The organism is Variibacter gotjawalensis, from assembly GCF_002355335.1.
Taxonomy (GTDB): domain Bacteria; phylum Pseudomonadota; class Alphaproteobacteria; order Rhizobiales; family Xanthobacteraceae; genus Variibacter; species Variibacter gotjawalensis.
Genome location: NZ_AP014946.1, coordinates 3,106,084 through 3,127,532 on the forward strand (window position 1 = coordinate 3,106,084; position 21,449 = coordinate 3,127,532).

24 protein-coding genes are annotated in these 21,449 nt (G+C 60.0%); 14 read left to right on the forward strand and 10 right to left on the reverse strand.

The annotated features are described in order from the left end of the window. Positions 1 to 213 precede the first annotated feature (213 nt). On the reverse strand, positions 214 to 921 hold the full coding sequence (locus GJW30_RS15095; RefSeq protein ID WP_130364495.1) for a hypothetical protein: 708 nt from the start codon (positions 919 to 921) through the stop codon (positions 214 to 216). Positions 922 to 1,684: 763 nt separating this feature from the next. Here GJW30_RS15095 and GJW30_RS15100 point away from each other — a divergent pair. Continuing rightward, positions 1,685 to 2,803: a GGDEF domain-containing protein gene (locus GJW30_RS15100; protein WP_096356723.1), complete on the forward strand. Its 1,119-nt coding sequence runs from the start codon at positions 1,685 to 1,687 to the stop codon at positions 2,801 to 2,803. 23 nt (positions 2,804 to 2,826) lie between these two features. On the opposite strand, the gene GJW30_RS15105 is transcribed toward GJW30_RS15100, so the two are convergent. Next, on the reverse strand, positions 2,827 to 3,159 hold the full coding sequence (locus GJW30_RS15105; RefSeq protein ID WP_130364497.1) for a hypothetical protein: 333 nt from the start codon (positions 3,157 to 3,159) through the stop codon (positions 2,827 to 2,829). Between the two features lie 314 nt (positions 3,160 to 3,473). Continuing rightward, the gene (locus tag GJW30_RS15110; RefSeq protein WP_096356727.1) at positions 3,474 to 3,668 is read right to left on the reverse strand and encodes a hypothetical protein; all 195 of its coding nucleotides are present in this window, start codon (positions 3,666 to 3,668) and stop codon (positions 3,474 to 3,476) included. A gap of 196 nt (positions 3,669 to 3,864) precedes the next feature. Here GJW30_RS15110 and GJW30_RS15115 point away from each other — a divergent pair, with 196 nt between their 5' ends. The 4 genes from GJW30_RS15115 to GJW30_RS23230 all read left to right on the forward strand — a co-directional run bounded on the left by GJW30_RS15115 (position 3,865) and on the right by GJW30_RS23230 (position 5,366). Further along, positions 3,865 to 4,071, forward strand: coding sequence for a hypothetical protein (locus GJW30_RS15115; protein WP_096356729.1), 207 nt, complete (start codon positions 3,865 to 3,867; stop codon positions 4,069 to 4,071). A gap of 22 nt (positions 4,072 to 4,093) precedes the next feature. Beyond that, positions 4,094 to 4,774: an ATP dependent DNA ligase gene (locus GJW30_RS15120; RefSeq protein WP_096356731.1), complete on the forward strand. Its 681-nt coding sequence runs from the start codon at positions 4,094 to 4,096 to the stop codon at positions 4,772 to 4,774. Then, entirely contained in the window at positions 4,767 to 4,964 is a 198-nt protein-coding gene (locus tag GJW30_RS22720) for a hypothetical protein (protein ID WP_130364500.1), read from the forward strand. The genes GJW30_RS15120 and GJW30_RS22720 overlap by 8 nt, the downstream gene beginning before the upstream one ends. Before the next feature lie 261 nt (positions 4,965 to 5,225). Beyond that, positions 5,226 to 5,366: a CopG family ribbon-helix-helix protein gene (locus GJW30_RS23230; protein WP_430727101.1), complete on the forward strand. Its 141-nt coding sequence runs from the start codon at positions 5,226 to 5,228 to the stop codon at positions 5,364 to 5,366. A 7-nt stretch (positions 5,367 to 5,373) separates the two neighbouring features. Here the strand turns inward: GJW30_RS23230 and GJW30_RS15130 are convergent, their stop codons facing one another. The 3 genes from GJW30_RS15130 to GJW30_RS15140 all read right to left on the reverse strand — a co-directional run bounded on the left by GJW30_RS15130 (position 5,374) and on the right by GJW30_RS15140 (position 8,021). Then, complete coding sequence (locus tag GJW30_RS15130; RefSeq protein ID WP_130364502.1) at positions 5,374 to 5,817, reverse strand: integrase arm-type DNA-binding domain-containing protein; 444 nt, start codon at positions 5,815 to 5,817, stop codon at positions 5,374 to 5,376. A gap of 309 nt (positions 5,818 to 6,126) precedes the next feature. Continuing rightward, positions 6,127 to 7,041: a class I SAM-dependent methyltransferase gene (locus GJW30_RS15135; RefSeq protein ID WP_096356737.1), complete on the reverse strand. Its 915-nt coding sequence runs from the start codon at positions 7,039 to 7,041 to the stop codon at positions 6,127 to 6,129. Beyond that, positions 7,041 to 8,021 (reverse strand): fatty acid desaturase, encoded by a 981-nt coding sequence (locus tag GJW30_RS15140; RefSeq protein WP_096356739.1) that lies wholly within the window; start codon positions 8,019 to 8,021, stop codon positions 7,041 to 7,043. The genes GJW30_RS15135 and GJW30_RS15140 overlap by 1 nt, the downstream gene beginning before the upstream one ends. 157 nt (positions 8,022 to 8,178) lie before the next feature. On the opposite strand from GJW30_RS15140, the gene GJW30_RS15145 reads away from it, so the two are divergent. Continuing rightward, entirely contained in the window at positions 8,179 to 9,156 is a 978-nt protein-coding gene (locus tag GJW30_RS15145; RefSeq protein ID WP_096356741.1) for a Bug family tripartite tricarboxylate transporter substrate binding protein, read from the forward strand. A gap of 3 nt (positions 9,157 to 9,159) precedes the next feature. Here the strand turns inward: GJW30_RS15145 and GJW30_RS15150 are convergent, their stop codons facing one another. Further along, positions 9,160 to 9,513, reverse strand: coding sequence for a hypothetical protein (locus tag GJW30_RS15150; RefSeq protein ID WP_130364504.1), 354 nt, complete (start codon positions 9,511 to 9,513; stop codon positions 9,160 to 9,162). A gap of 144 nt (positions 9,514 to 9,657) precedes the next feature. Between GJW30_RS15150 and GJW30_RS15155 the strand changes: the two genes are divergently transcribed. The 3 genes from GJW30_RS15155 to GJW30_RS15165 are packed head-to-tail and all read left to right on the forward strand — an operon-like array spanning position 9,658 to position 13,374. Further along, on the forward strand, positions 9,658 to 10,824 hold the full coding sequence (locus tag GJW30_RS15155) for a low temperature requirement protein A (protein WP_096356746.1): 1,167 nt from the start codon (positions 9,658 to 9,660) through the stop codon (positions 10,822 to 10,824). A gap of 1 nt (position 10,825) precedes the next feature. Beyond that, positions 10,826 to 11,089 carry a hypothetical protein gene (locus GJW30_RS15160; protein ID WP_096356748.1) on the forward strand — a complete coding sequence of 88 codons (264 nt, stop codon included), beginning with the start codon at positions 10,826 to 10,828 and terminating at the stop codon, positions 11,087 to 11,089. Continuing rightward, positions 11,086 to 13,374, forward strand: a complete 2,289-nt coding sequence (locus tag GJW30_RS15165) for a hypothetical protein (RefSeq protein ID WP_130364506.1) — start codon at positions 11,086 to 11,088, stop codon at positions 13,372 to 13,374. Before GJW30_RS15160 ends, GJW30_RS15165 begins: the two co-directional genes overlap by 4 nt. Here the strand turns inward: GJW30_RS15165 and GJW30_RS15170 are convergent. From GJW30_RS15170 to mdoH, 3 genes are read right to left on the reverse strand one after another with little or no spacing between them, the layout of a single operon-like run. Beyond that, positions 13,367 to 14,296 (reverse strand): hypothetical protein, encoded by a 930-nt coding sequence (locus tag GJW30_RS15170; protein ID WP_096356752.1) that lies wholly within the window; start codon positions 14,294 to 14,296, stop codon positions 13,367 to 13,369. The genes GJW30_RS15165 and GJW30_RS15170 overlap by 8 nt on opposite strands. After that, positions 14,280 to 15,026 carry an FkbM family methyltransferase gene (locus GJW30_RS15175; RefSeq protein ID WP_096356754.1) on the reverse strand — a complete coding sequence of 249 codons (747 nt, stop codon included), beginning with the start codon at positions 15,024 to 15,026 and terminating at the stop codon, positions 14,280 to 14,282. Before GJW30_RS15175 ends, GJW30_RS15170 begins: the two co-directional genes overlap by 17 nt. Then, positions 15,023 to 16,816: a glucans biosynthesis glucosyltransferase MdoH gene (gene mdoH, locus GJW30_RS15180; RefSeq protein WP_157746762.1), complete on the reverse strand. Its 1,794-nt coding sequence runs from the start codon at positions 16,814 to 16,816 to the stop codon at positions 15,023 to 15,025. Before mdoH ends, GJW30_RS15175 begins: the two co-directional genes overlap by 4 nt. 89 nt (positions 16,817 to 16,905) lie before the next feature. Here mdoH and GJW30_RS15185 point away from each other — a divergent pair, with 89 nt between their 5' ends. From GJW30_RS15185 to GJW30_RS15205, 5 genes are all read left to right on the forward strand, one after another. After that, on the forward strand, positions 16,906 to 17,871 hold the full coding sequence (locus GJW30_RS15185; RefSeq protein ID WP_096356758.1) for a zinc-dependent alcohol dehydrogenase: 966 nt from the start codon (positions 16,906 to 16,908) through the stop codon (positions 17,869 to 17,871). A gap of 9 nt (positions 17,872 to 17,880) precedes the next feature. Next, complete coding sequence (locus tag GJW30_RS15190; protein WP_096356760.1) at positions 17,881 to 18,279, forward strand: 6-pyruvoyl trahydropterin synthase family protein; 399 nt, start codon at positions 17,881 to 17,883, stop codon at positions 18,277 to 18,279. Continuing rightward, on the forward strand, positions 18,276 to 19,316 hold the full coding sequence (locus GJW30_RS15195; protein ID WP_245408522.1) for a glycosyltransferase family 4 protein: 1,041 nt from the start codon (positions 18,276 to 18,278) through the stop codon (positions 19,314 to 19,316). Before GJW30_RS15190 ends, GJW30_RS15195 begins: the two co-directional genes overlap by 4 nt. Positions 19,317 to 19,342: 26 nt before the next feature. Continuing rightward, entirely contained in the window at positions 19,343 to 20,116 is a 774-nt protein-coding gene (locus GJW30_RS15200) for a class I SAM-dependent methyltransferase (protein WP_130364509.1), read from the forward strand. A gap of 184 nt (positions 20,117 to 20,300) precedes the next feature. Next, positions 20,301 to 21,434 (forward strand): GTP cyclohydrolase II, encoded by a 1,134-nt coding sequence (locus GJW30_RS15205; protein ID WP_157746763.1) that lies wholly within the window; start codon positions 20,301 to 20,303, stop codon positions 21,432 to 21,434. Positions 21,435 to 21,449 lie beyond the last annotated feature (15 nt).

Genomic DNA, 21,449 nt, shown 5'->3' on the forward strand with positions numbered 1-21,449 from the left:
CGCATCCCATAGTTGACGCGGGTCGGTCGGCGTCTGCCGGTCAGTGCCATGACCGCCAGGCATGGCTCGACTTGGCGGAGCGGTTTAGGAAGCTGACTTGACTGATCGAGTTGGGCTGACCGTTAATTCGCGAAGCTTTTGCCAAGCGAAAGGAAAACCCCGCAGCAAGTTGCTGCGAGGAGAGCGAGCTACAGAGGCACGCGATGACGAAGATTACTTCGAAACAGGCTTGATGCTCTCGCCGATAGCTTTCAGCGCCGGCTCGTTGAGCTTTGCACCTTCAGCATCGCCCCAGAAATATAGGAGTACCGAATCTTTCGCATTCAGGATGACGAAAGTCAGTGCCGCAAATGTCGGGCCGTCTTTATCCCGAGCCTTCCACACGATATCGATCGCGTCGAGATCGTTGATCTTGCTCTCTTTTTGAATGGGCGGACCTTCGAGAGTAATCCCCTCTTCTTGATAATATTCGACCGCCTGCTTCAGTGCTTCTTCCACATTCGCGATTTCGACAGCTTCCGCCGCGATGTAGACCTTGTTGTCTGGAGAAGTCGCTTCGACGCCGTCTTCGATCGGTTTCGGATTCCAACTATCTGGCACCACGATAACTGCGACCGGACGGTCATCGCCGATGGTGAAGCTTTTCGCGATCGCGGGAGAAGACGCTGCGAAGGCCGCGCAAGCCAACGCCGCTAAAACGTTCCTAAAACGCATTTTCGGACCCTGTGTGACGGATGAAGCCGCAATCGCACTGGGTAATTTAGTACAGGCCAAAGTCAAGCGGTACGAGCGTCGCCTCTGCAGGATTGGGGGCCATAAGAGACGACGCTCTGCGCGTCCTCCGGGAAGCGGCGGCTCAGGATAACGCGCGCAATTGAGTATCCGCATCATCGCGAGATAGGGAAAGCGCAAACGATACATGCAGTGAATCGTATAATTAATGTCCAGCGTTCGGCCGTCGAAGGAATGGGTGTCTCGGATTGCGTCAAGCCTTTAGCCACTCTGGACGGTTCGGCAGGAAGCCGTCGCCGCCAAAAGCGGCCAGCATGGCCTCAGCGTCGGACTTCTTCTCAAAGACGAAGCAAAGCCACTGCTTGTCCTCAATGAACTGGGAGGTCTTAAGACCGGCTCTAGCCCTCGCAGGCGACACCATTGCTCAGCCGCGATGTTGGCTCCGTATGACCACGGGAAGAGCGCCCATGTATCTTCGTGCTTCTTGGAGAAGTCATAGAGGTGGCGATCGCGCCGGCTCACGGCTTTCCCCCGGTTATTGCCCTCAGCTTCGGAACGAGTGCCGGTGGCAAGTCGGGCGGCGGCCCTCCGTGAATGTCAGGAAAGTCGGCTTGGCAGAAGTTCTTGCCCGGGTGCTCACCGCGTAAGTTGCAGTCGGCCGTGAGCAGAAGCGCCGCCGATAACTTCGCCTGCGGGCCGAACTTCGCCGCTAGCCCTGGCTAACCGATAACGTCCCTCCCGCCCACACCTCGCGCAACCGATCCGCAATACGACATACGGTTATTCGACGAGGATCACTAGGACTCGGCTACTGAACGTGGCGGCCCAGAATGAGAACGAAATGAGAACATGCAAGCCGCTGCATCTGGTGGGTGCGTCGGCCGGTAAAGGCAACGATTGATTCACTCACCCGGTGCATGCTCCGCCTGGGGACGTTTCGTGGACACGACCGATGCTGTTTCGCGAATTGCTGGAAGATTTTCTCCAGTGCCTGGGTCTGATCTCACTCATATCGATCGGCTATGGCTTCTTCGTACGCTTAAGGCCCGTCTGGATTGGCCAGCTCGCAACTGGCGCCTCGATTGCCGCTGCTGCAGCAATCTCGATGGCCGTACCTGTTGTGATAGACGGTCTATTTTTTGACCTCCGCCATGTCTTCGTTTTGATCTCGATGATGTACGGCGGACCTGTTGGTCTGCTGCTAACTGTGTTGGTCACTGCTGCATTCAGAGCTTGGACCGCAGGCCCAGCAATGGCCGCCGGTCTTGTTGGGATAGGCTTATCAGCTGGCGCGAGTATCGTTCTTGCGCATTACGTGCCGAAAGTGAGCGTTTCGGAACGAGCGTTATTCCTTCTGGGCGCTTCTTTCATTTCGCTGTTGAGCCTGTTCTTGCTCCCTGGATCCATGCTCACGACGGCGATCAACAAGGTAGTTGTTCCGCTAACTGTGGCGAACTTCCTTGGTGTTTCGATCGCAGTGCTTCTGCTCGAAATCAAGCGTACACGCTGGACGCACGAGGTCCAGCTTGCAAACGATGCGCGCTTCGACCTCTTGACCGGCATCCGTAATCGACGAGTTTTCGACCGAGTTGCGCCTCGGTTAGTTGAGCGAAGCGTTCGTCAGCAGAAACCGGTTGGCGTTCTCATGCTCGACATCGATCGATTCAAGAGCATCAACGATACTTATGGCCATCACGCGGGCGATGAGGTTCTCAAGCGCGTCGCTCATCTTCTTGATGATGCAGCTCGCGCAGGTGATTTGGTTGCTCGTTTTGGTGGAGAAGAATTTGCAATCGTTCTACCAGGCGCCAACGAAGCCGTGAGTCGTTCGATCGCCGATAGATACCGATCGGTGATACAATCGGCCAGCATCGTCGTTGATGGAAAAGTTATTCCGGTAACTGCCAGCATCGGTTTTTATGTCGTTGAATCAATCGAAGACCTCGAAAAAATATTGCGAAAAGCAGATAGCGCGCTCTACCGGGCCAAAACGAACGGTCGCAACAGAACGGAAGGATGGCAGCCAAACCAGCTTTCGCTCGCCTACGGGCAACCGATAATTCGTCGCTGAGAAGTCACTGCAATGCAGATTTGTTAAGCCAGCGGACAACGTATCTGAGAGATCGTTTTGCCGCCGGATGAGAGATCAAAATCATATGCGGCATCACCAATTTCGAGTGTGAATTTTCTAGCGGCGATCAGGCGGGCAATCGTCTCGGCGCGGCCACCGCCGGTCCATTTCGAAGCAACAATAGTGTTGCCGGTACGCCCAACAGAGCCTTGATCATTTTCGAAAGCGCCCTTGTCGTACTTGAAGCGAAGCGATTGGCTCGCCTTAGGAGCAGTAAACAAGAGGACTTCGATGGAAAGCTCGTTTCCGATACATAGAACCTGCAGCCGCGCAGCGCCGCTGGGTGCCCAGGCCAACTCATATCGTTGATTTGTTGACCTATCGAACAGCTGAACCAGATGCCAAGAAAACGCGGGCGTCGCAAAACAAGCCGCGACAAATATGAAAGCAATTCGCAATGTAACCATGGAGCAGGCTAGCGTACGCCCGATCGACCAACAACAAATTAAAGCACCTGCCCTCTTCCCATCTCCGCCGTTTAGCTTTGCTCCATCATCAGCCAAACAGAAGTGGATCGCCAGGCAGTTATAAAAAGATTGGGTACCAAAGGCAGCGCAGATCCGTCGGACAAGTCCGAACAAATAAAATGACGTTTACCGCCACTTGATCACTACGAAAGCTTTGCCACCCTTCTTAACGACACCTTCTCAGGCAACACTTGCTCCTGGTGCACAAACTTCGTCATCGACGAACCGAAGAGAAGCGTTTCGGCCGCTGCCCGCATTTTCTTCGCGTCTTTAGGATTGCTCATCATGTCAGCGATTTGGAGCATCCGCTGTGCTTTTTCATAAGGGTCTTCTGCCATGTCTCACCTCGCAGACATTATATGAGGACGACCCTAATGCCCTCTTACGACTTGGGTATTCATCGAGCCGCAGCAATCTTCTGCTGATAGCGACGGCAGTGCCCGTATCCGGGCATGCCCAATAGCGGCCGTGGAACGATAAAGTCGTTCCAACATTGAGTCGCGTCTGGGCTAGCAACGCGTATCGTAGGCTTCCATGTCATCTCGCAAGCGCCCCGCCGCGCCCGCCGGCTTTCCCGGCTTTCTCGAACCCGCTAAGCCGAACCTGTTGAAGGTCGCGCCATATGACGAGAAATGGATTCACGAAGTCAAGTTTGATGGCTATCGCATCCAGGCCGGTATTCACGCCAGCGAGGTGACGCTCTGGACCCGCAACGGCTACGACTACACGATCGCATCCTGATGTCGTCTCGGCTCTGAATGCGTTGCCCGCATCCGTCGCCATCCTCGACGGCGAGAAAATCGTCCCCAACTATGCGGGCGGCGACTTTACGGCGTTGCATAGCGGCAAGCGCCTTAGCGACGTGCAGTATCGGATCTTCGACATCCTCTGGCGCGACGGCGTTGATTTGCGAGACCTGCCTTTGATGAAGCGCAAGGATGCACTCTCGCAGGTGTCGAAGTTCTCTACACCGTCACCGCTGCAATACGTCGAGTGGATCGAAGACACCGGGTCCACGCGTGTTCGAGAGTGCATGCGATCTCGGTCTCGAAGGCATCATCTGCAAACGCATAGACGCGCCGTGCAGATCCGGCGACAAACCGACTGGGTCAAGGTAAAGTGCTCCAAGCGCGCCGAGTACACAATCGTCGGCTATGTGCCTTCAACGCGCGGCCGCGGTGTTGAGGCGCTACGCCTCGCACGCAAGAACGGTCGCAAGCTCGAATACGTCGGCAAGGTCAGCACTGGTTTCTCAGCCAAGTCCGGCGCCGAGGTGCGCGCGAAGCTAGAGCCGTTGATGCGCAACGCTGCAGCCTTGACCAAGTCGATCGACAAGCCCGGCACGGTGTGGGTTGAGCCACGCTACAGCGCGCGCGTCGAGTATCTTGAAGAAGTTGAAGGCGGGCTGAGGCATGCGAGCTTTAAGGGGTTAGCAGATGAGTGATCGACCACCTGAAGCGCCGAAGACACACGAGACGCCGCAGATCGTGATGCAAGCGCTTCCCGGCGGTTTTTTGCAACTCGAAATCAAGGGTGTTGTACCGGCAGAGATTGGCGCCAAACTTCTTGGTGTGTTGAGCGAGTATCGCGACAGCCGACCTACAGCTCCGTCCGCAACCAAATCTGTTAGTTGAAGATCGGCTTCACTAAGACAACTGCTAAGATGGCCATGCAAGCTAGCGCAGCAATCCAAAACAGCACTGTCAAATATCGCTTCACCGCCGGACCGTCTTTGCCGCTGCGATATGGCATCGAACTTCTCCTGTCAGCGCAATAACCTGAAGCAAAACTTGGCCGGTTGATGCTGCCGCCATATTCCGCTAAACGCAAATGTTATGAAGGCTACAGCCAATAAGCCAAAGAAGCGCGGGCGACCTGCCACCGGGATGGACCCGATGTTTGGCCTCCGGCTAGGCAAAGATTTGAGCGAACCTCTCGATAAGGCTGCCCGCAAGCTCGACCAAACTCGGTCAGCACTTATCCGAACCGCGATCCGCGAATGGCTTGCGAGGAATGGCCACCAGAAGAAATTCTAGGAGTGGCTTACGGCTTCCGTGGGTTGTTCCGGTCTGCGACCGGCAGTTCCCCGATCACTGGATAGGCGTAAACTTCCAACGTTCTTTCCCACTGCGCCGCGTGTTTCTCGTTACGCCACCCAGCCTTGTTCGCGTCGATATAACGCTTCGCGCAGTCCGCGAACGTGACCGTCACACCCTCGGAAAGTTGACGCTGCAAAAGAGGGTCGAGGCCAGCTTGAAGTGCTTTACGCAACTCTGCTGCTGCTGCCCTTGCGTCTGCTAGCGAGACGTCGCGTGCACTTCCTAGGCCCATTTCGCGGAGTTTGTTGTTGCGGCGATAGAGGAACACCCATTTGCGACCTCCGCTCGGCGAGATCGAAAGATAAAGCCCACCGCCATCGCCGTGCCGGCCTGTTTTTCTCAATGTAGCGACTGTCCGCGCGGACAGCTTATGGATTTGACGAGGCATCGAACCCTTCGAGCTGGCCCTAACTTCGGCCCTAACTTTGAGCGTCGATTGTAGCACGCTTGGACACACGTCGGTACACGTCAGTAGAGAGAAACCCCTGCAAAACGCCTTGAAATGTACTCTTCTGTGGACATTGGGAAAGGCCGGTGCAATAGAGTTTGGCAGACACCCCTTCCGCCAAAACTCGATCCGCCCTCCTCCGGTCGATCTAACGAGCTTGGGAAGGGCGCCAGGCGTTATCCTTCACTCCAAATGGAGTAGCGCCTCATCGTGTTTGTTCGGCATGGCCGGCGCGCCACTCGGCGCGCCTCAGCGCGCCCGCAAAACAAAGATCATCTGAGAGAGCCGCGAGAACGGGCGGCGAATGAAATCGAACGCTGCGAACACGGCTTGAAGGACCGGAATCAGCGGGTGATATACGATCGGCTTTTCGCGGGAGCCCTTGACGAGCCCAACGCGGCGCAGTTCATTCAGCACCGAGACTGCCCAGAACGGCGCTCCCTGCGTATACGCGAAGGAATGAACAACCAAGCCTTGTTGCTCAGCGAAACGCGTCAAACTCTCTCGATTGAAAAGCACAAAATGGCGCGGGGTATGGTAGCCGCCCCACGAGCGACGCCGGAAAATGGTCGCATCCAGCGCATTGAAATTCGGCGTTTTAATCAGCAGCAGCCCGCCAGGATTCAGTAAGGATCGGGCCTTGCCGAGAATCTGATCCGGTCGGTGGACATGCTCGATGACGTTCAACATGAGAATGAGATCGAAGCGATCAGTCGTCTCGAAATCCTCGATCGGACCTAGAAAATAGTCGTGCCCCGCAGCTACCGCAGCGTCTCCGGCACCTGGGTCGATGTCGACAACTTGGGTCTTAGTCACACGCGCGTCGCTTTGTCTCACAATGTCTAGCAACCAGCCCGAGCCGCCACCGACATCCAGAGCCGCGAGCTGCGAGCCAGTTTGCTGTTTTAGAATAGACGCGAACATACGCCGATCGAGCCAGCGCTTGATGCGCTGGACGATGCCATCGCTCCGTCCGAACGCGTAATAGTTGGTGGGATAAATCTCTGAAAGCCGATCGTGAAGCATCGGAGCTATGAAGAGGACCTCACAGTCGTCACACCGATAAAACTCAAACATCGCTTCCGTCGTGAAGTATTCGATGTCGGTTGCCGCAGCGTGCAGCCTCGTGTTCTTCCCATCGCAAACAGGACAGAGTTTCGTCATCAGGTCCACAGTTTGCGAAAAGTTGTCAGATACGTCGTGCGTCGTGCGGCCATAATATGCCGAACCTCCGTGCCTTCGAGGAAGGACTCGAGTTCAGCCAAGTTCGTGTAGGAGACTTGAGGCTCCCAGTGATGAAGGAGGTGTCGGCTAAAGCCGGCACCGCCGAACGTCGCAGACACTGGGCCGTCTCTGAAAAGTCTCGTGTAAGGCCCGTGCTCCTCGCTTCTAAAATCAGTCGCAGCATCGAATTCGTCGTTTCGATGCTCAAGCAACTGACGAAGAGCGCCGAACAGCGGAAAGAACATTGCGACGCCGATGATCCAAGCGACCGACACCCACCACCAACCTAGCAGAAACGTCCCGGCGACAATTATCCCATGGATCGCGGCACCGCCCGCCAGCCAAAGGAACGCCCGGCGATTTCGCGCGGCGGGAACTGACCGATCTGCATTTGACCGACGCGCGAGCAACACTTCGAAAGCGCGAATCCCGAACGACGCGCGCAAAGCGAACAGCAGGTTGAGCGGGAAAAAATACGTGAACTCTGTATCCGTCGTTTTTCCAAGATCACGATGGTGTTGAAAGTGAACGGCGCGATAGGCCTCGACAGTTGTGCCGATCATCCAGGAAATGGCCCAGTCGCAAATGTGATCGCTTCTGCTTTTTTCAGGCGCAAGATTATAATGAGCGCCTTCGTGGATGAACAACTGCAGATACGCGATCCAGAATCCAATCGAGAAAGCCGCGATAGTCGACGTAAGCAGTTTAGGCACACCCCACGCGGGGGCGAGGACCGCAAGAACCAACGTCAGCGCAAGCGCAGAATATCCGGCGGCTATGTCCCGATAGACGACCCAGAATCTCGGCTTGAGCCGCCTTACAAAAACGACGTAACGTTCGCCCGAGGTCCCTACCAATTTCGTACGAAAAGCCGCAAAATTCTGCGAGTAATCGTCGGAAATCTTCTGATGATCAAGCATTCAACTACCTCGAACGAAGCTGCGGCGATTGAAACACGAACCCCGCTTGCTCTCTGATTCGTTTGCGGCAAGGTGCAGAATATCGGTCTCCCCGTTCAGCGCCAAATTTGAAAAGTTCCTGCCGCGAGCAACTACTTCCAAAAGGAAGAACCAGACAATGGTCGTAACACGCCGTCTACTTCTGCAGTCCGCTCCTTGTTTTGCATTCGCAACGCGTGCGCACGGGCAGGCCGCGTGGTCGCCAAGCCAACCGGTCCGCCTCGTCGTCCCTTACGCGGCCGGTGGACCGACGGATGCCGTGGCGCGCATCGTCGCGGATCGGCTGTCCGCGACGCTCCCCATCCGCGCGATTGTCGAGAACCGTGCAGGTGGCGGGGCGCTGATCGGAACTGAAGCCGTGGCGCGCGCACCGGCGGACGGCGGCACCCTACTCTTCACGACTGTCGTGCATGCCGTTCACCGCGCGCTGCGTGGCGACAAGCTGTCATTCGATCCGGAGAAGGATTTCGCAGCTGTCGCGCTGATCGGTGTCGTGCCTCAGGTGATCATGGTCCCGGCTGACAGCCCGGTGCGCGATCTTGCCGGCTTGATCGACAACCTTCGCGCCGGCCCTCGCACCTACGGCAGCAGCGGCACCGGTGGCTCGTCGCATCTAGGAGTCGAACTCTTGACCAAGATGACGGGAACGCGCGCCGAGCACATACCCTATCGCGGAACGGGCCCCGCGATGATCGACCTCCTCGCAGGACGTATCGCTTTCATGATGGACAGCGTCGTAACGGGCGCCGCACAAGTCAAGGCTGGATCAGTGCGCGGTATCGCGACAACCGGTAGAACACGCTCGGCTGTACTGCCCGACCTTCCGACTGTTGGGGAAACACTTCCCGGCTACGAAGCGACCACGTGGAATGCTATTCTAGCGCCCGCCGCCACAACCCCAACCCTGGTTGAAGCAATGAATGCTTCGATCTGGAAAGCGATAGGCGACGAAGCAACCCCGACTAAACTGAGCGAACTCGGCGTCCAGCTTCCCGCCGCAGGTGAGCGTTCGGCACAAGCTGCGCAACGGTTCGTCGCTGCAGAAACCGCAAAGTGGGGCGCGCTCATCCGCGATGCGAAGATCGTCGCGGAATGACCGTTAGCGGCGAAGCCCGCTGTCGAGGCCCGTGTTGTCGTCCTTCGGCATGCGGCGCACATCGCGCGCCAGCTCGAGGCACGTCAGCACTTCGACGTAGCTCGGCGGCCCGCCCATGTGCGTCTTCGCCACGCAACGCTGCTTGTCGGGTGCTGGGAACTCGGCCCACTGCTGGACCATGTGATCGCGCGCCTTGAGTTCCCCGCGGACACACGCGTCCGTATCCGGTTTAGCGACGAGGCCACTCCGTGCGCCAGCCTGACAGCCAGGGCGTGCATCGAAATTCGGGGCTTCCTGCGCGAAAGCTGCGGGTGCCAATGCGGTGGCAAAAGCTGCAGCGAAGAGAACAAGTTTCATCGATCGCTCCTCGTCGGATAGGTATTTATCCAACGCCGCTCCGCTGAAAAGGTTCATGCGAGGCTGGATTTTTCTACCGTTCACGTTGTCGTGCGGGCCGCTTCATGGTGTGCTTCTGGCGAGTCGTCACTCGCCGAGAACCTTATGCGCGCAAAGCGGAATCTCCTCCGATCGGAGTCCGAGGTCAAAGTCACCAACGTCGAGCTTTTCTTCGATCTGGTGTTCGTTTTCGCCGTCACCCAGCTTTCGCACAATCTGCTCGAACACTTCAGTCCCGGTGGCGTGCTGCAGACCGGCCTGATCTTCCTCGCCGTCTGGTGGGTGTGGATCTACACGACTTGGTGCACGAACTGGCTCAATCCGGACCTGACGGCCGTCCGCATCATGTTGTTTGCGCTGATGCTGGCAGGGCTCGTCCTGACGACGTCGATCCCGAAAGCGTTCGGACCGCTCGGCTTGGTCTTCGCGTGCACCTATGCGGGCATGCAAGTCGGTCGCTCGCTGTTCATGATGTGGAGCCTCAGAGCACACAGCCCTGAGAATTATCGCAACTTCCAGCGCATCACCGCCTGGTGCGCGGTCTCCGCCATGTTCTGGATCTCCGGTGGCTTCGCGGAGGGGAACACACGCTTCGCGCTGTGGCTGATCGCGATTGCGATCGAGTACGTCTCGCCTGCCCTCGGCTTCCGCTTTCCTGGCCTCGGCCGGTCGTCGACTGAAGACTGGAACGTCTCCGGCGAGCATCTCGCCGAGCGTGTCGGTCTCTTCATCATCATAGCGCTCGGCGAGTCGATCCTCGTCACCGGCGCGACCGCAGCCAAAGCACCGGCGAGCGTGGCGACATGGGGCGCTTTCTTCTTCGCGTTTTTGGCCAGCGTCGCGATGTGGTGGATCTACTTCAACGTCGGTGCGGAGCGCGCCGCGCACAGCATCGAACATTCGGACGACCCGGGCCGGATCGCGCGAACAGCTTACACCTACATCCCGCTGCTGATGATTGCCGGCATCATAGTCGCCGCTGTTGGCGATGAACTCGTCCTCGCGCATCCGACCGGCCACGTCGACGGCAAGACCGCCATCTGTCTCCTCGTAGCCCCCGCGTTGTTCCTTGTCGGCACGCTATTGTTTAAGCGCGTGACCTGGGGTCGTTTCCCATTGTCGCATCTCGTCGGCTTGGCGCTTCTCGTGGTCGCGGCACCGTTCTACGGAGCGTTCGAGCCGTGGGTCTATTCCGGCATTACCTCGCTTATCCTTTGCATCGTCGCAGCGTGGGAGACATTCTCCGCCGCCGAGCCATCGCGAAAGACATGACATGCGGACGCTGATCTTCATCCTCTCCGGCACGGCGTTATTCGCGGTCATCTTTTTCCTGATGCGAACGTTGAGCCCGGCAAGCACAATCGGTCTGGCCCTCGCAATTTTTCTGCCGATCTGGCTCCTCGTCGCAGTGATCAATCTGACGATCGGCGTGAACACGGCCGGATATACGGTGGTTGAAGAGCTACCCATTCTGCTAATCATTTTCGGTATTCCGGCCGCTTTCGCGGGCCTCGTCGCTTGGCGCATGGCGTCGTGACGCGCCGAGAACTTGCTTCAACTCTCGCGTTTCTGACCGCAGCGGCGCTGCTGCTCGCGTGGCCTTGGCTGTCGGGTGCCGTCACCGTGCCGTGGGACGCGAAATCCCAATTCTTTCCGGCGCAGGCGTTCTTGGCGCGCGCGCTCGCAACCGGGCAATCGCCATTCTGGACCGCCGATGCCTTCGCGGGTTGGCCTGAGATTGCCGATCCGCAGTCGCTCATCTTCTCGATACCGCATCTGATTTTGGCATGGCTGCAACCGACGCCCGGATTTCGTGCCGTCGACGGCGTGAGCTTTGCGACCCTCGGCGCCGGCGCGCTCGGCATTGTGATGATTTTCCGTGATCGTCGCTGGCACAGCGCCGGCGCCCTCGTTGCGGCTTTGGCGTTCATGTTCGGCGGGGTATGCGCATCGCGCATCCAGCACACTGGCGAGGTCATGAGCGCGGCCTACTTCCCGTTGGCGCTGTGGCTTTTGCTGCGAACCCTCGAGCGCCGGTCCATCACCTACGCGGCACTTTGCGGCGTCGCCGTTGCGGCGATCGCTAGCGGCCGCGATCAGGTCGCGATGATCGGCCTCTATTTGCTCGCGCTGTTCGTGCTCCTTCACTGGCTTGACGGCGCGGACCACGTCAAACGCGTCGTCGCGAGCATCAAACCGCTCTTCGTCTGCGGTGTGATCGCTGTGCTGCTTGCGATCATCCCGATCGTTCTGACGTGGCTCCTCGCCGGTGAGTCCAACAGGCCGGAGATCATTTACGCTGAGGCGGCGCGCGGATCGCTGCATCCGATGCACCTCCTTACCCTCGCCTTCTCCGATCTCTATGGAGCCGTCGACGAAAGCGTGCCGTATTGGGGCCCGGCGAGTTACCCATGGGGCGAGACGGGGCTCGTGCTGGCTCAGAACATGGCGCAGCTCTATGCCGGTGCCCTGCCGTTGGTGGCTCTGATCGGGCTCGCGCTGACGAGCCGCAGTCTTTGGCAACGAGAGGTGCGTTGTTTCACGATCGCTTGCATCGCCGCGATCCTCTTTGCCCTTGGCTGGTACACGCCGCTGTTCCGCGTGGCTTACGAAGCCTTCCCGGGCATTTCGTATTTCCGCCGCCCCGCCGACGCGGCGTTTCTATTCTGCGCGCTGTTCGCGATCGTCGCCGGGTATTCCGTCCATCGCTTGCTGATGATCGAAGAACGCGCATTCCGCCGCGCGATTGTCGCGGCATTGATCGCGCTACTTGCAGCAATATCAGCGGCCCTCGCCGGCGCGATCGTCACCGGCACATTGCGCGTCGCGCTATGGCCGGTCGCGGTCGGAACCGCCTTCCTCATCGCAGCGATCGCTACGCTTTGGTTCGTGCGCAGAACATCACCTTCGCCCTTGCTAGCGGCAGCGCTTCTCGCGGCCTTCATGGCTGCTGATCTCAGCTACAACAACGGGCCGAACGTCTCGACAGGACTCGCGCCCGATAACTACGAGGAATTGCTCACCGGCACGCGCAACAAAACCGTGGCGTTGCTGAAATCGAGTGTCGACATGAGCACCGGCGGCGCACGGCGCGATCGCATCGAAGTGGCTGCCATCGAGTATCACTGGCCGAGCCTCGGACTCGTCCACGGCTTCGAAAGCTTGTTCGCGCAGAACCCTCTGCGGCTACGAGATTTCCAGCAGGTCACCGGAGTCGGCGATACTGTGGCGGTCGCCGAGCAGCGCACCTTCTCGCCGCTCTTCCCGTCTTATCGCTCAACGATGGCGGATCTGCTTGGCTTGCGTTTTCTTGCCCTCGGCGTGCCGGCCGAACAGATCGACAAGAAGCTGTCGCCCGGCGATCTCAAACTTCTCGCACGCACCGAGGACGCCTACGTCTACGAAAATCCGCGCGCACTTCCGCGCGTGATGATCGTGCCGGGTGCTCGCCAAGCCGAGTTCGTAGACCTCGTCCGCACGGGCTGGCCTGACGGCGTCGACCCGCGCAAAGGTCTACTGCTGAACCGAGCACCACCTCTAGCCGATCAAGCGCGCCGCGAGGGAACGGCAACAATTCGCCGCTATACGAACACCGAAGCCGTCATCGAAGCCGACGCGGCCGACGGCGGCTATCTCCTGCTCAACGACGTTTGGCATCCCTGGTGGCGCGCGACGATCGACGGCACCGCAACAGAAATCCTAAAAGCGAATGTGATGTTCCGCGCCATCGTACTGCCTCCAGGCAAGCACACGGTACGTTTCACGTATCATCCGTTCATTGGCGCGTGGCAGCAGCTGCGCCGCAAACTCGGACTCACTTAAAGTCGCGGAAGATCGTATCCGGCGCGCTGGTGTTGTGCCGTGACGGCACCGTGCGGCCGGTCCACAATTCGACTCCGCTGGCCTTCTTGAAAGCCATCACGGGCTCCTGCGTCCAGGCCTGAGACCCTTTCGCGCGCCAAGCAATCTGCGCGACGTCGGAATTTCCTTCCATCACATACATCGAACGCAACGCTGCGAACGGCTGCTCGGCGCCGCGCACAGGGTCGACCGCAACATCAACCTCGATTTTCTCAGCATCGAGTTCTTTCAGTGACACGGTCGCATTGCCGCCGCGTACGAAGTCGAGACGGAAGCTCTTCTTCACGGGATCGAACGCGATGCTTTTGATGTCCACCAGCGGACGCCCCGTTGTCTCGATTGGTCCAAGAAGGAACGACGAGCCATAAGCGCTCCAGCGCAGATGCGCAGGCGGCAGCGGACGCGCGCGCCAATACCCGTCAGCCGGATAGAGGACGAGAACTTCTTCGGCGCGCTCTTGATGCCGCTTCCACAACTGCAAAAGATGGAGCCCGTTCTCCACTTTGTCGCCGACACGCACCGGCACTTGGTTTGGCCGCCAGAAGCTTGGGAAAGTCAGGCCGACCAGTTGCCACTCTTCGGTCTCATAAAGCGTGACGCGCCGCGGCTCGAACTTGAAGGTCGGATCCGACGACATGTCGCAATTGCGGAAATCCGGTGCCCAGCGATCCGCGACGATCGTGCCCATATACGACGGATGTTCGGCCGTGATGACGAAGCGGCTTACCGCCGGCGATATCAGTTTGATGTAGACGTTGTCTTTCTCGGCGCAGAGCGTTGGCTCGCTCGCATTGACGAAGTCTACCGATATGTCCTGCGCGGCAGCGGTTTGCATGGTCATGCCGGACAGTAACACGACGAGCGCTTTACGTAAGCCGCGCATAGATATCCCCGGAATTGGCCTCTATCGGCAATTGCGCGAGCCATTGCGCGATGGCCTCGGCTGACACCCAGTCACCAAATGTCATCAGCTGGCTCTCGCCCAAAGCTGCGTTGAATTGCACGTAGCCGAGCATGACACAACGGCGTATGCAATCGGCTGCGACGTCGCGCTGGATCGTGGTGAACTCGAAGGACAGCGCCGGAACCGGCCGCGACAAACCCGCCAGTGCTTCGGCCTCGAAGCCTTCGACATCGATCTTGATGAAATCCGGATCGCCGTGCGCCGCGATCAGCGCATCCAGCGTCGTCATCGGCACGACAACTTCACTCGACCACGCCTGCCCTTCCCAGCCGGCTGCGCCGTCGGCGGCGCGTACGAAGTCCTCAGAAGCGGTGGTGACCGTTGGATTGTCAACATTGACCATGAGCGTCACCTCGCCTTCGGCGCGCCCTACGGCTTTGCGGACAAGCGTCACGCCTTCATCGTGCCGGTACAAAAGTCGCAGCGCACGGGCGAGCGGCGGCTGCGGCTCCAGCGCGACGACGCGGGCGCCTAGTGCCCGGAATACTGCGACGCGATCCCCGACGTGAGAGCCGATGTCAAACGCGAGATCGCCGGGTTTCAGGAATGCGCCATAGTGCGCTTTCATCGCGTCGCCGCGCGATGCGTCTCCGTAGTAGATGCGCAGCGAGCGGCCGACAGCGCGCGCGGTTCTGGTCCGCAGCGTCATTGTTTGCTGTGTGCCGCTTCGATGGCGGGAAGGCGCAGATCGGCTAGCTCTTTCGGCGTCGTCACTTCTTCCGGTAGACGCCCGATGCCAACCCGCGCCATGACGCGCCCGAGGCCCGGGATCGCTGTGATGACCGCCAACGGGATAGCGGCGATCAAACCGCCGGCGATAAACAGCGCATACGGGAGAGCGCGTGGGGCAGTCAGCGCAAGCACAAGCATACATCCGAGCCCGAGCGCGGTCTGCGGCCAAAGCTGCGCAGCCGCAGCCGCAACCGGAACCGCGTGATCGTCGCGCGATTGCCCGATCCAACCGATCGCGCGGCCGAAGAAAAGCCCGATGAGAAACAGCGTGTGGCCGAACCACATGATTGGCGACAGCAGTATGAAGAACAACGTCTCGCAGACAACACTGGCGACGAACCGCACGCCTCCGCCGAATGCGCGGCGCGCTTCTGCGCGCGAGAGCACGTCGATCACGGTCGCAATTTTCGGCGCGAACCACATCGTCAGGATAATCGCAAACAGCCAACCGCCTGCGTCGGGGCGAATGAAAGCCGCCGGCGTCGGCGATAGCGCAACGCCGAGCGTGCCGAACACCAGCAACGCCATCCATGCCGGCGAGCCGACAAACATCAGCAGCGCGAAGGCGAGCTGATACCGGCTCACCCACTTCAACCCCGGCAACCCGATGAATTGCCAGTACTGCATGTTGCCTTGGCACCAGCGCAGATCGCGCCGAATAAATTCAAGCAGCGTCGGCGGGTTCTCTTCCCAGCCGCCGATTGCTTCGTCCGGCAGGGCCCGAACTTCCCAACCGGCGCGGCGCATCAGCACCGCTTCGATCTGGTCGTGGCTGAGGATATGACCGCCGAGCACGCCTTTGCGCTCGGACTTCGGCAGCTTGCAATGCGCGATGAATGGCGCAAGGCGGATGATCGCGTTGTGCCCCCAATAAGGCCCGCAGTCGCCCTGCCACCACGCGCTGCCGGTCGTGTAGGAGCGCATGCCGAGACGCATGCCAAACTGGAACACGCGCGCGAACGCGCTGGTAGACGGCATCCCGACGACGAGCGCCTGGACGATGCCAAGTTTTTCGTCGGCCTGCATGATGCGCGCCAACCGCAGCATCGCGTCGGCCGTCATGAAGCTATCGGCATCGAGCGTGATGGCGAAGCTGTAGTCACCACCCCACTGACTGCAGAAGTCTTCGATATTCCCGGCCTTAAACCCTTCGTTGTTGGAACGGCGGCGATACGTGATCGCGATATCGTCGCCCCATTTGTCGCCGAGCGCGCCGTAGACGCTTTGCTCTTGCGCCGCCATCTCCGGCATATTGGTGTCGCTGAGGATGAAGAGATGGAAGGCGTCGTGCCATCCACTGTCCACCAACCCTTTGAGCAATGGCTCGATGTTGCGGACGATGCGCTCAGGCGCTTCGTTTCGAACGCAAAGGAGGATCGCCGTCTCGCGCACGATGCGGTCGTTCGGTCCGGCCTTGGCGGCTGCCGGAAGAACGACGGCGACGGGATCGCGCGCGAAGCGCATGATGACGAAGCCGATGGTGGCGTTCCAAAAGCCAATCACGGACCACGGCAGCGTAACCGCGAAGGCGATGATCAAAATCCAGTCGATGACGCCCAGGCCGCCCGGCGACAGCGCGACGGCCAGCAGCCAGATCAGCAACGCCATTGTGGCCAAGACGACCGTGAAAAACGCGAGACGACGCGCGGTCAGCCGAGGGTCCGTGGCGGTTACCGGCCCCCTAAGGGCTTCCGGGCGCGTCAACATGCGTTGGCGGTCCATGGTTTTGTTTTGGGCTCGCAACCGTTATAGGCGTTGATCCAAGATGGAAAGCCCCCTCGGGGCCGGAGGAAACGTTGGACGCCAAGGCGTTGTGGTACACCGGCCCGGGCAGAGCCGAGCTGCGGGACGAAAAGGTGCCGGCACCGCGCGACGGCGAAGTGCGTGTGCGTGCGCTCCACAGCGCGATCAGTCGCGGCACCGAGGCGCTGGTCGCGGCCGGCAATGTCCCGCCCAATCAATACGACCGCATGCGAGCACCCGAGATGGGCGGCGAGTTCCCTTTCCCGGTGAAATACGGCTATGCCTCGGTCGGCATTGTCGAGGCCGGGGCAGCCGAACTCGTCGGCAACACGGTGTTTTCGCTCTACCCGCACCAGGACGCCTATACGATCAGTGCTGACATGGTCGCTGTCGTGCCGGACGAAATCCCGCCGACACGAGCCGTCCTCGCCGCCAACATGGAAACGGCACTGAACGCAGTGTGGGATGGAGCCCCCGGCCCCGCCGACCGGATCGCGGTGATTGGCGCCGGCGTGGTCGGCTGCCTCGTCGCATATCTCTGCGCTCGCTTACCCGGCGCCGAAGTGACCCTCGTCGACGTCAACCCGGCGCGGCGCGCGATCGCCGAAAAACTCGGCGCGCGCTTCGCAGGCCCGGCCGAAGCGGCGGGAGAATGCGATGTCGTCTTCCACACGAGTGCGTCTTCGGCTGGTCTTGGGACGGCGCTACAGCTTGCCGGTATGGAAGCCCGGATCGTCGAGATGAGTTGGTACGGCATCGACGGAGTTACGGCTCCGCTCGGCGAAAGTTTCCATAGCCGCCGCCTTCAACTGATCTCGAGCCAGGTCGGACACGTCGCGACATCGCATCGCGCGCGGTGGGACCATGGCCGCCGTCTCGCCGCGGCGATCGCGCTGTTGAATGATGCGCGTCTCGACGCCTTGCTCGCGCCGGGTGTCGCGTTCGCGAAACTAACCGACGCGCTGCCGCGTATTCTTTTGCCACAGAGCGGCACGCTCTGCCAAGTTATCGACTATTGAGGAGTTCGAATGTTCGCAGTCGAAGTTCGCGATCACATCATGATCGCGCATTCTTTTCGTGGCGCGGTGTTCGGTCCGGCGCAAGCGCTGCACGGCGCGACATTCGTGGTCGATGCATGCTTCATCGCGAAATCGCTCGATGACAACGGCATCGTCGTCGATATCGGCCGCGCGCTGGATGTGCTGAAAGCGACGCTGAAACCGCTCAACTATTCGAACCTCGACGACAATCCGAAGTTCAAAGGCCAGAACACGACGACCGAGTTCATGTGCAAGTACATCTATGATGCGCTCGCGGAAGCCGCGCGTTCCGGCGGCCTCGGTCGCGACGGCAAGGACCTCAATTCTATCCGCGTAACGCTCTCGGAATCTCACGTGGCGCGGGCGTGGTACGAGCAGGCTTTGTGAAGCGCGTCACCTTCGCAGTGCCGGGTGATCTCGACACGCCGACGGGCGGCTACGCGTATGATCGGCGCGTTATCGAAGAGTTGCGCAAGCTGGGCTGGAGTGTCGATGTCCTCGATCTCGGCGAGGGTTTTCCGTATCCGAGCGCAGCGACGCTAGAAGCTGCGACACAACGGCTTCTCGCCCTAGGCGACACTTCAACGATCATCGATGGCCTCGCGTTCGGTATCCTCGCTGACGCTGCTCGGAACATGCGAGCGAAGCCAATCGCGCTCGTGCATCATCCGCTCGCTCTCGAGACCGGAGTATCGCCGGAATACGGCGCGATCTTCGCCGCGAGCGAACGCGAGGCGCTTACCGTTTGCCGCGCAGTAATCGTGACAAGCCCTGCAACGGCTCGCTCGTTGGTGGAGACGTACGGCGTGTCAAAGGAAAGCATCGCGGTCGCAGAGCCCGGCGTGGATCGCCGCCCCGTCGCGCGACGCGTTGACAAAGCCGAGATCGCGTTGCTTTCCGTTGGTGCCGTGTCGCCCCGTAAGGGCTATGACGTTCTGGTTCGCGCGTTGGCGAAGTTGCGTACGTTGCCGTGGCGTCTGACTATTGCAGGCACGCTCGATCGCAATCCGGAATGCGCCGCTGACCTGCGCAAGCTCATCAGCGAGCGGTCGCTCAACGACCGCATCGCACTCACCGGAAGCGTCTCGCACGACGCACTCAACGCGCTGTACGATTCCGCGGATGTTTTCGTCCTCGCGTCGCACTACGAAGGCTACGGCATGGTGATCACCGAAGCGATCGCCGCCGGATTGCCTATCGTCGCGACAACCGGCGGGGCGATTCCTGATACGGTGCCGAGCGGAACAGGCATACTTGTTCCGCCCGGAAACGATGTGGCGCTCGCCGATGCACTGCGAAAACTCATCGAAGATCGCGAGCTTCGTCTTACGATGTCGCGCAATGCCGAAGCCGCGGCCGAACATCTCCCCACCTGGGAAGGATGTGCAGTCCGCATCGCGAATGTGTTGGAAAGATTGTCATGACTGGTTTTTCGGCCAAATGGCTGACGTTGCGCGAGCCCTACGATCTACGCGCCCGCAACGCCGATGTGCTTTCGGCTGTCGCAAAGCAGTTCGACGCCCTCCCATCCTTACGCATCACAGACCTTGCCTGTGGCACCGGCTCGACGGCTCGCGCCGTCGGCCCCCGCTTCAAGCAGCCGCAAATGTGGAAGCTGGTCGACAATGACCTCAGCCTGCTCGCGCGCGCAGGTGTCGACGCCGCGGGACCGAACCGAAAAATCATAACGCAGCCCGTCGACCTCGCCTTCGACGTCGAGGCGGCATTAGACGGCCCGATCGATCTGGTGACGACCTCGGCATTGCTCGACCTCGTCTCGGAGGAATGGCTCGAGCGGCTCGCGACAGAACTTGCTGCCAGACGGCTGCCATTCTACGCCGCGTTGAGCTACGACGGTCGGGTAGAGATTTCGCCCAGCGATCCGCTCGACCGTCCGGTCGTCGACGCCGTCAATCTCCACCAGAAGAGCGACAAGGGCTTCGGCCCTGCCCTCGGGCCTAACGCCGCGACCGCCGCCGTCCGTCAATTCGAGAACGTTGGGTACGAGGTCGTCAGCGGCCCGGCGGACTGGGTGTTCGAAACGTTCGACACTGCAATTCAAAAAGCCACCCTGGCGGGTTGGGCGGTCGCCGCTACCGAAATCGATTCGAGCCTGCGGCTCAAGACATCGGCATGGCTCGAGCGCCGAGACGAGCGCATCGAGGCCGCCGAAAGCCGGATCGTGGTCGGTCATATCGACTTTTTCGCACGCCCTACCACTTGAGACGGCTCGTCGCCGGAACGGAATGCCGCGACGTCGCGTTAACGGCCGATGAATCAAACGAAACTTTCCTCCGAGCGCCCACGTAACTTCCCACGTTCGCGAACCGTAAAGTCGTGATATGAAAGCAAAAACCGCAGTAGGCTCGCAGTGGGCCTCCTTGGGTCAGCGTCGGGGCTGGTTTCCAATGCAGAACGGGAATGGGGGCGCTTCCTCGCTCTTCGGCTCGAAAGCCGCGATTGAGGTCGAGCGCGCTCTGACGGAAGTGCGTGCCGGGCGTCCAATGCGCATGGTTTCGCGGACGACGACAGAGACGGTGCTTTCGGTTGATGGGCTCGACGATGCGCGCTTGCGCGAATTCGCCGCCCTCTGCACACCATCGCCGTTGAAGCTCGTCATCAGCGCCACTCGAGCGCAGGCCCTGGGCGTCGATACGGATGGTTCAGCGACTATTACGCTGTCATCGACAATCAACGCATCGCAAATTCATACGCTCGTCGCCGAGCAAGGCGCACGCCTCACGCTACCCGTTGTGGTGTCGAGCGAACCTAGCGCCATCGTCGCGTTGATGAAGCTCGCGCAGAAACTTCCGGCGGCGCTCGTTGCGCCGGCATCGTCGAAACACGACACGCTTCCCGCGCTAAACGCCGACGAAGTTGCGACTTATAAGTACGAACTCGTCGAATCGCTCGCCATAGCGGGTGAAGCGCGCGTTCCTCTCGCGAATGCGCAACTTACGCGCTTCGTGGTATTCCGCGACGCGGCCGGGAATAATCCGGTCGCCGTCGTCATCGGAAATCCCGACACGACAACGGCCGTGCCGGTGCGCATTCACTCGTCGTGCCTTACGGGCGATGTCTTCGGCTCCCGCCGTTGCGATTGCGGCGATCAGCTTCAGCTTGCGATCTCGCGCATCGAAGCGACGGGAGGCGGCGTTGTTCTCTACATGCCGCAGGAAGGTCGCGGGCTTGGCCTCGTCAACAAGATGCACGCCTACGAGCTTCAGGACGATGGCCTCGACACGGTCGACGCCAATACGATGCTCGGCTTCGAGGACGACGAACGCGATTACGGCGGCGCCGCGCGCATGCTGGAAATTCTCGGCATCTCGCACGTCGATCTCATGACGAATAATCCGACGAAACTGCGCGGTCTAGCCGACGCGGGCATCACGGTCGGCTGCCGCATGCCGATCGAGGCACCGGTGAATTCGGACAATCGCCGCTACCTGACGGCGAAAGCCAAGCGCGCCGGCCATCAGCTCGACTATCTGGTGAACGCGCTGCACGCGACACAGCGCGCGCCCGAGCGCGTCCGCTAACGTTCACGCACTCCC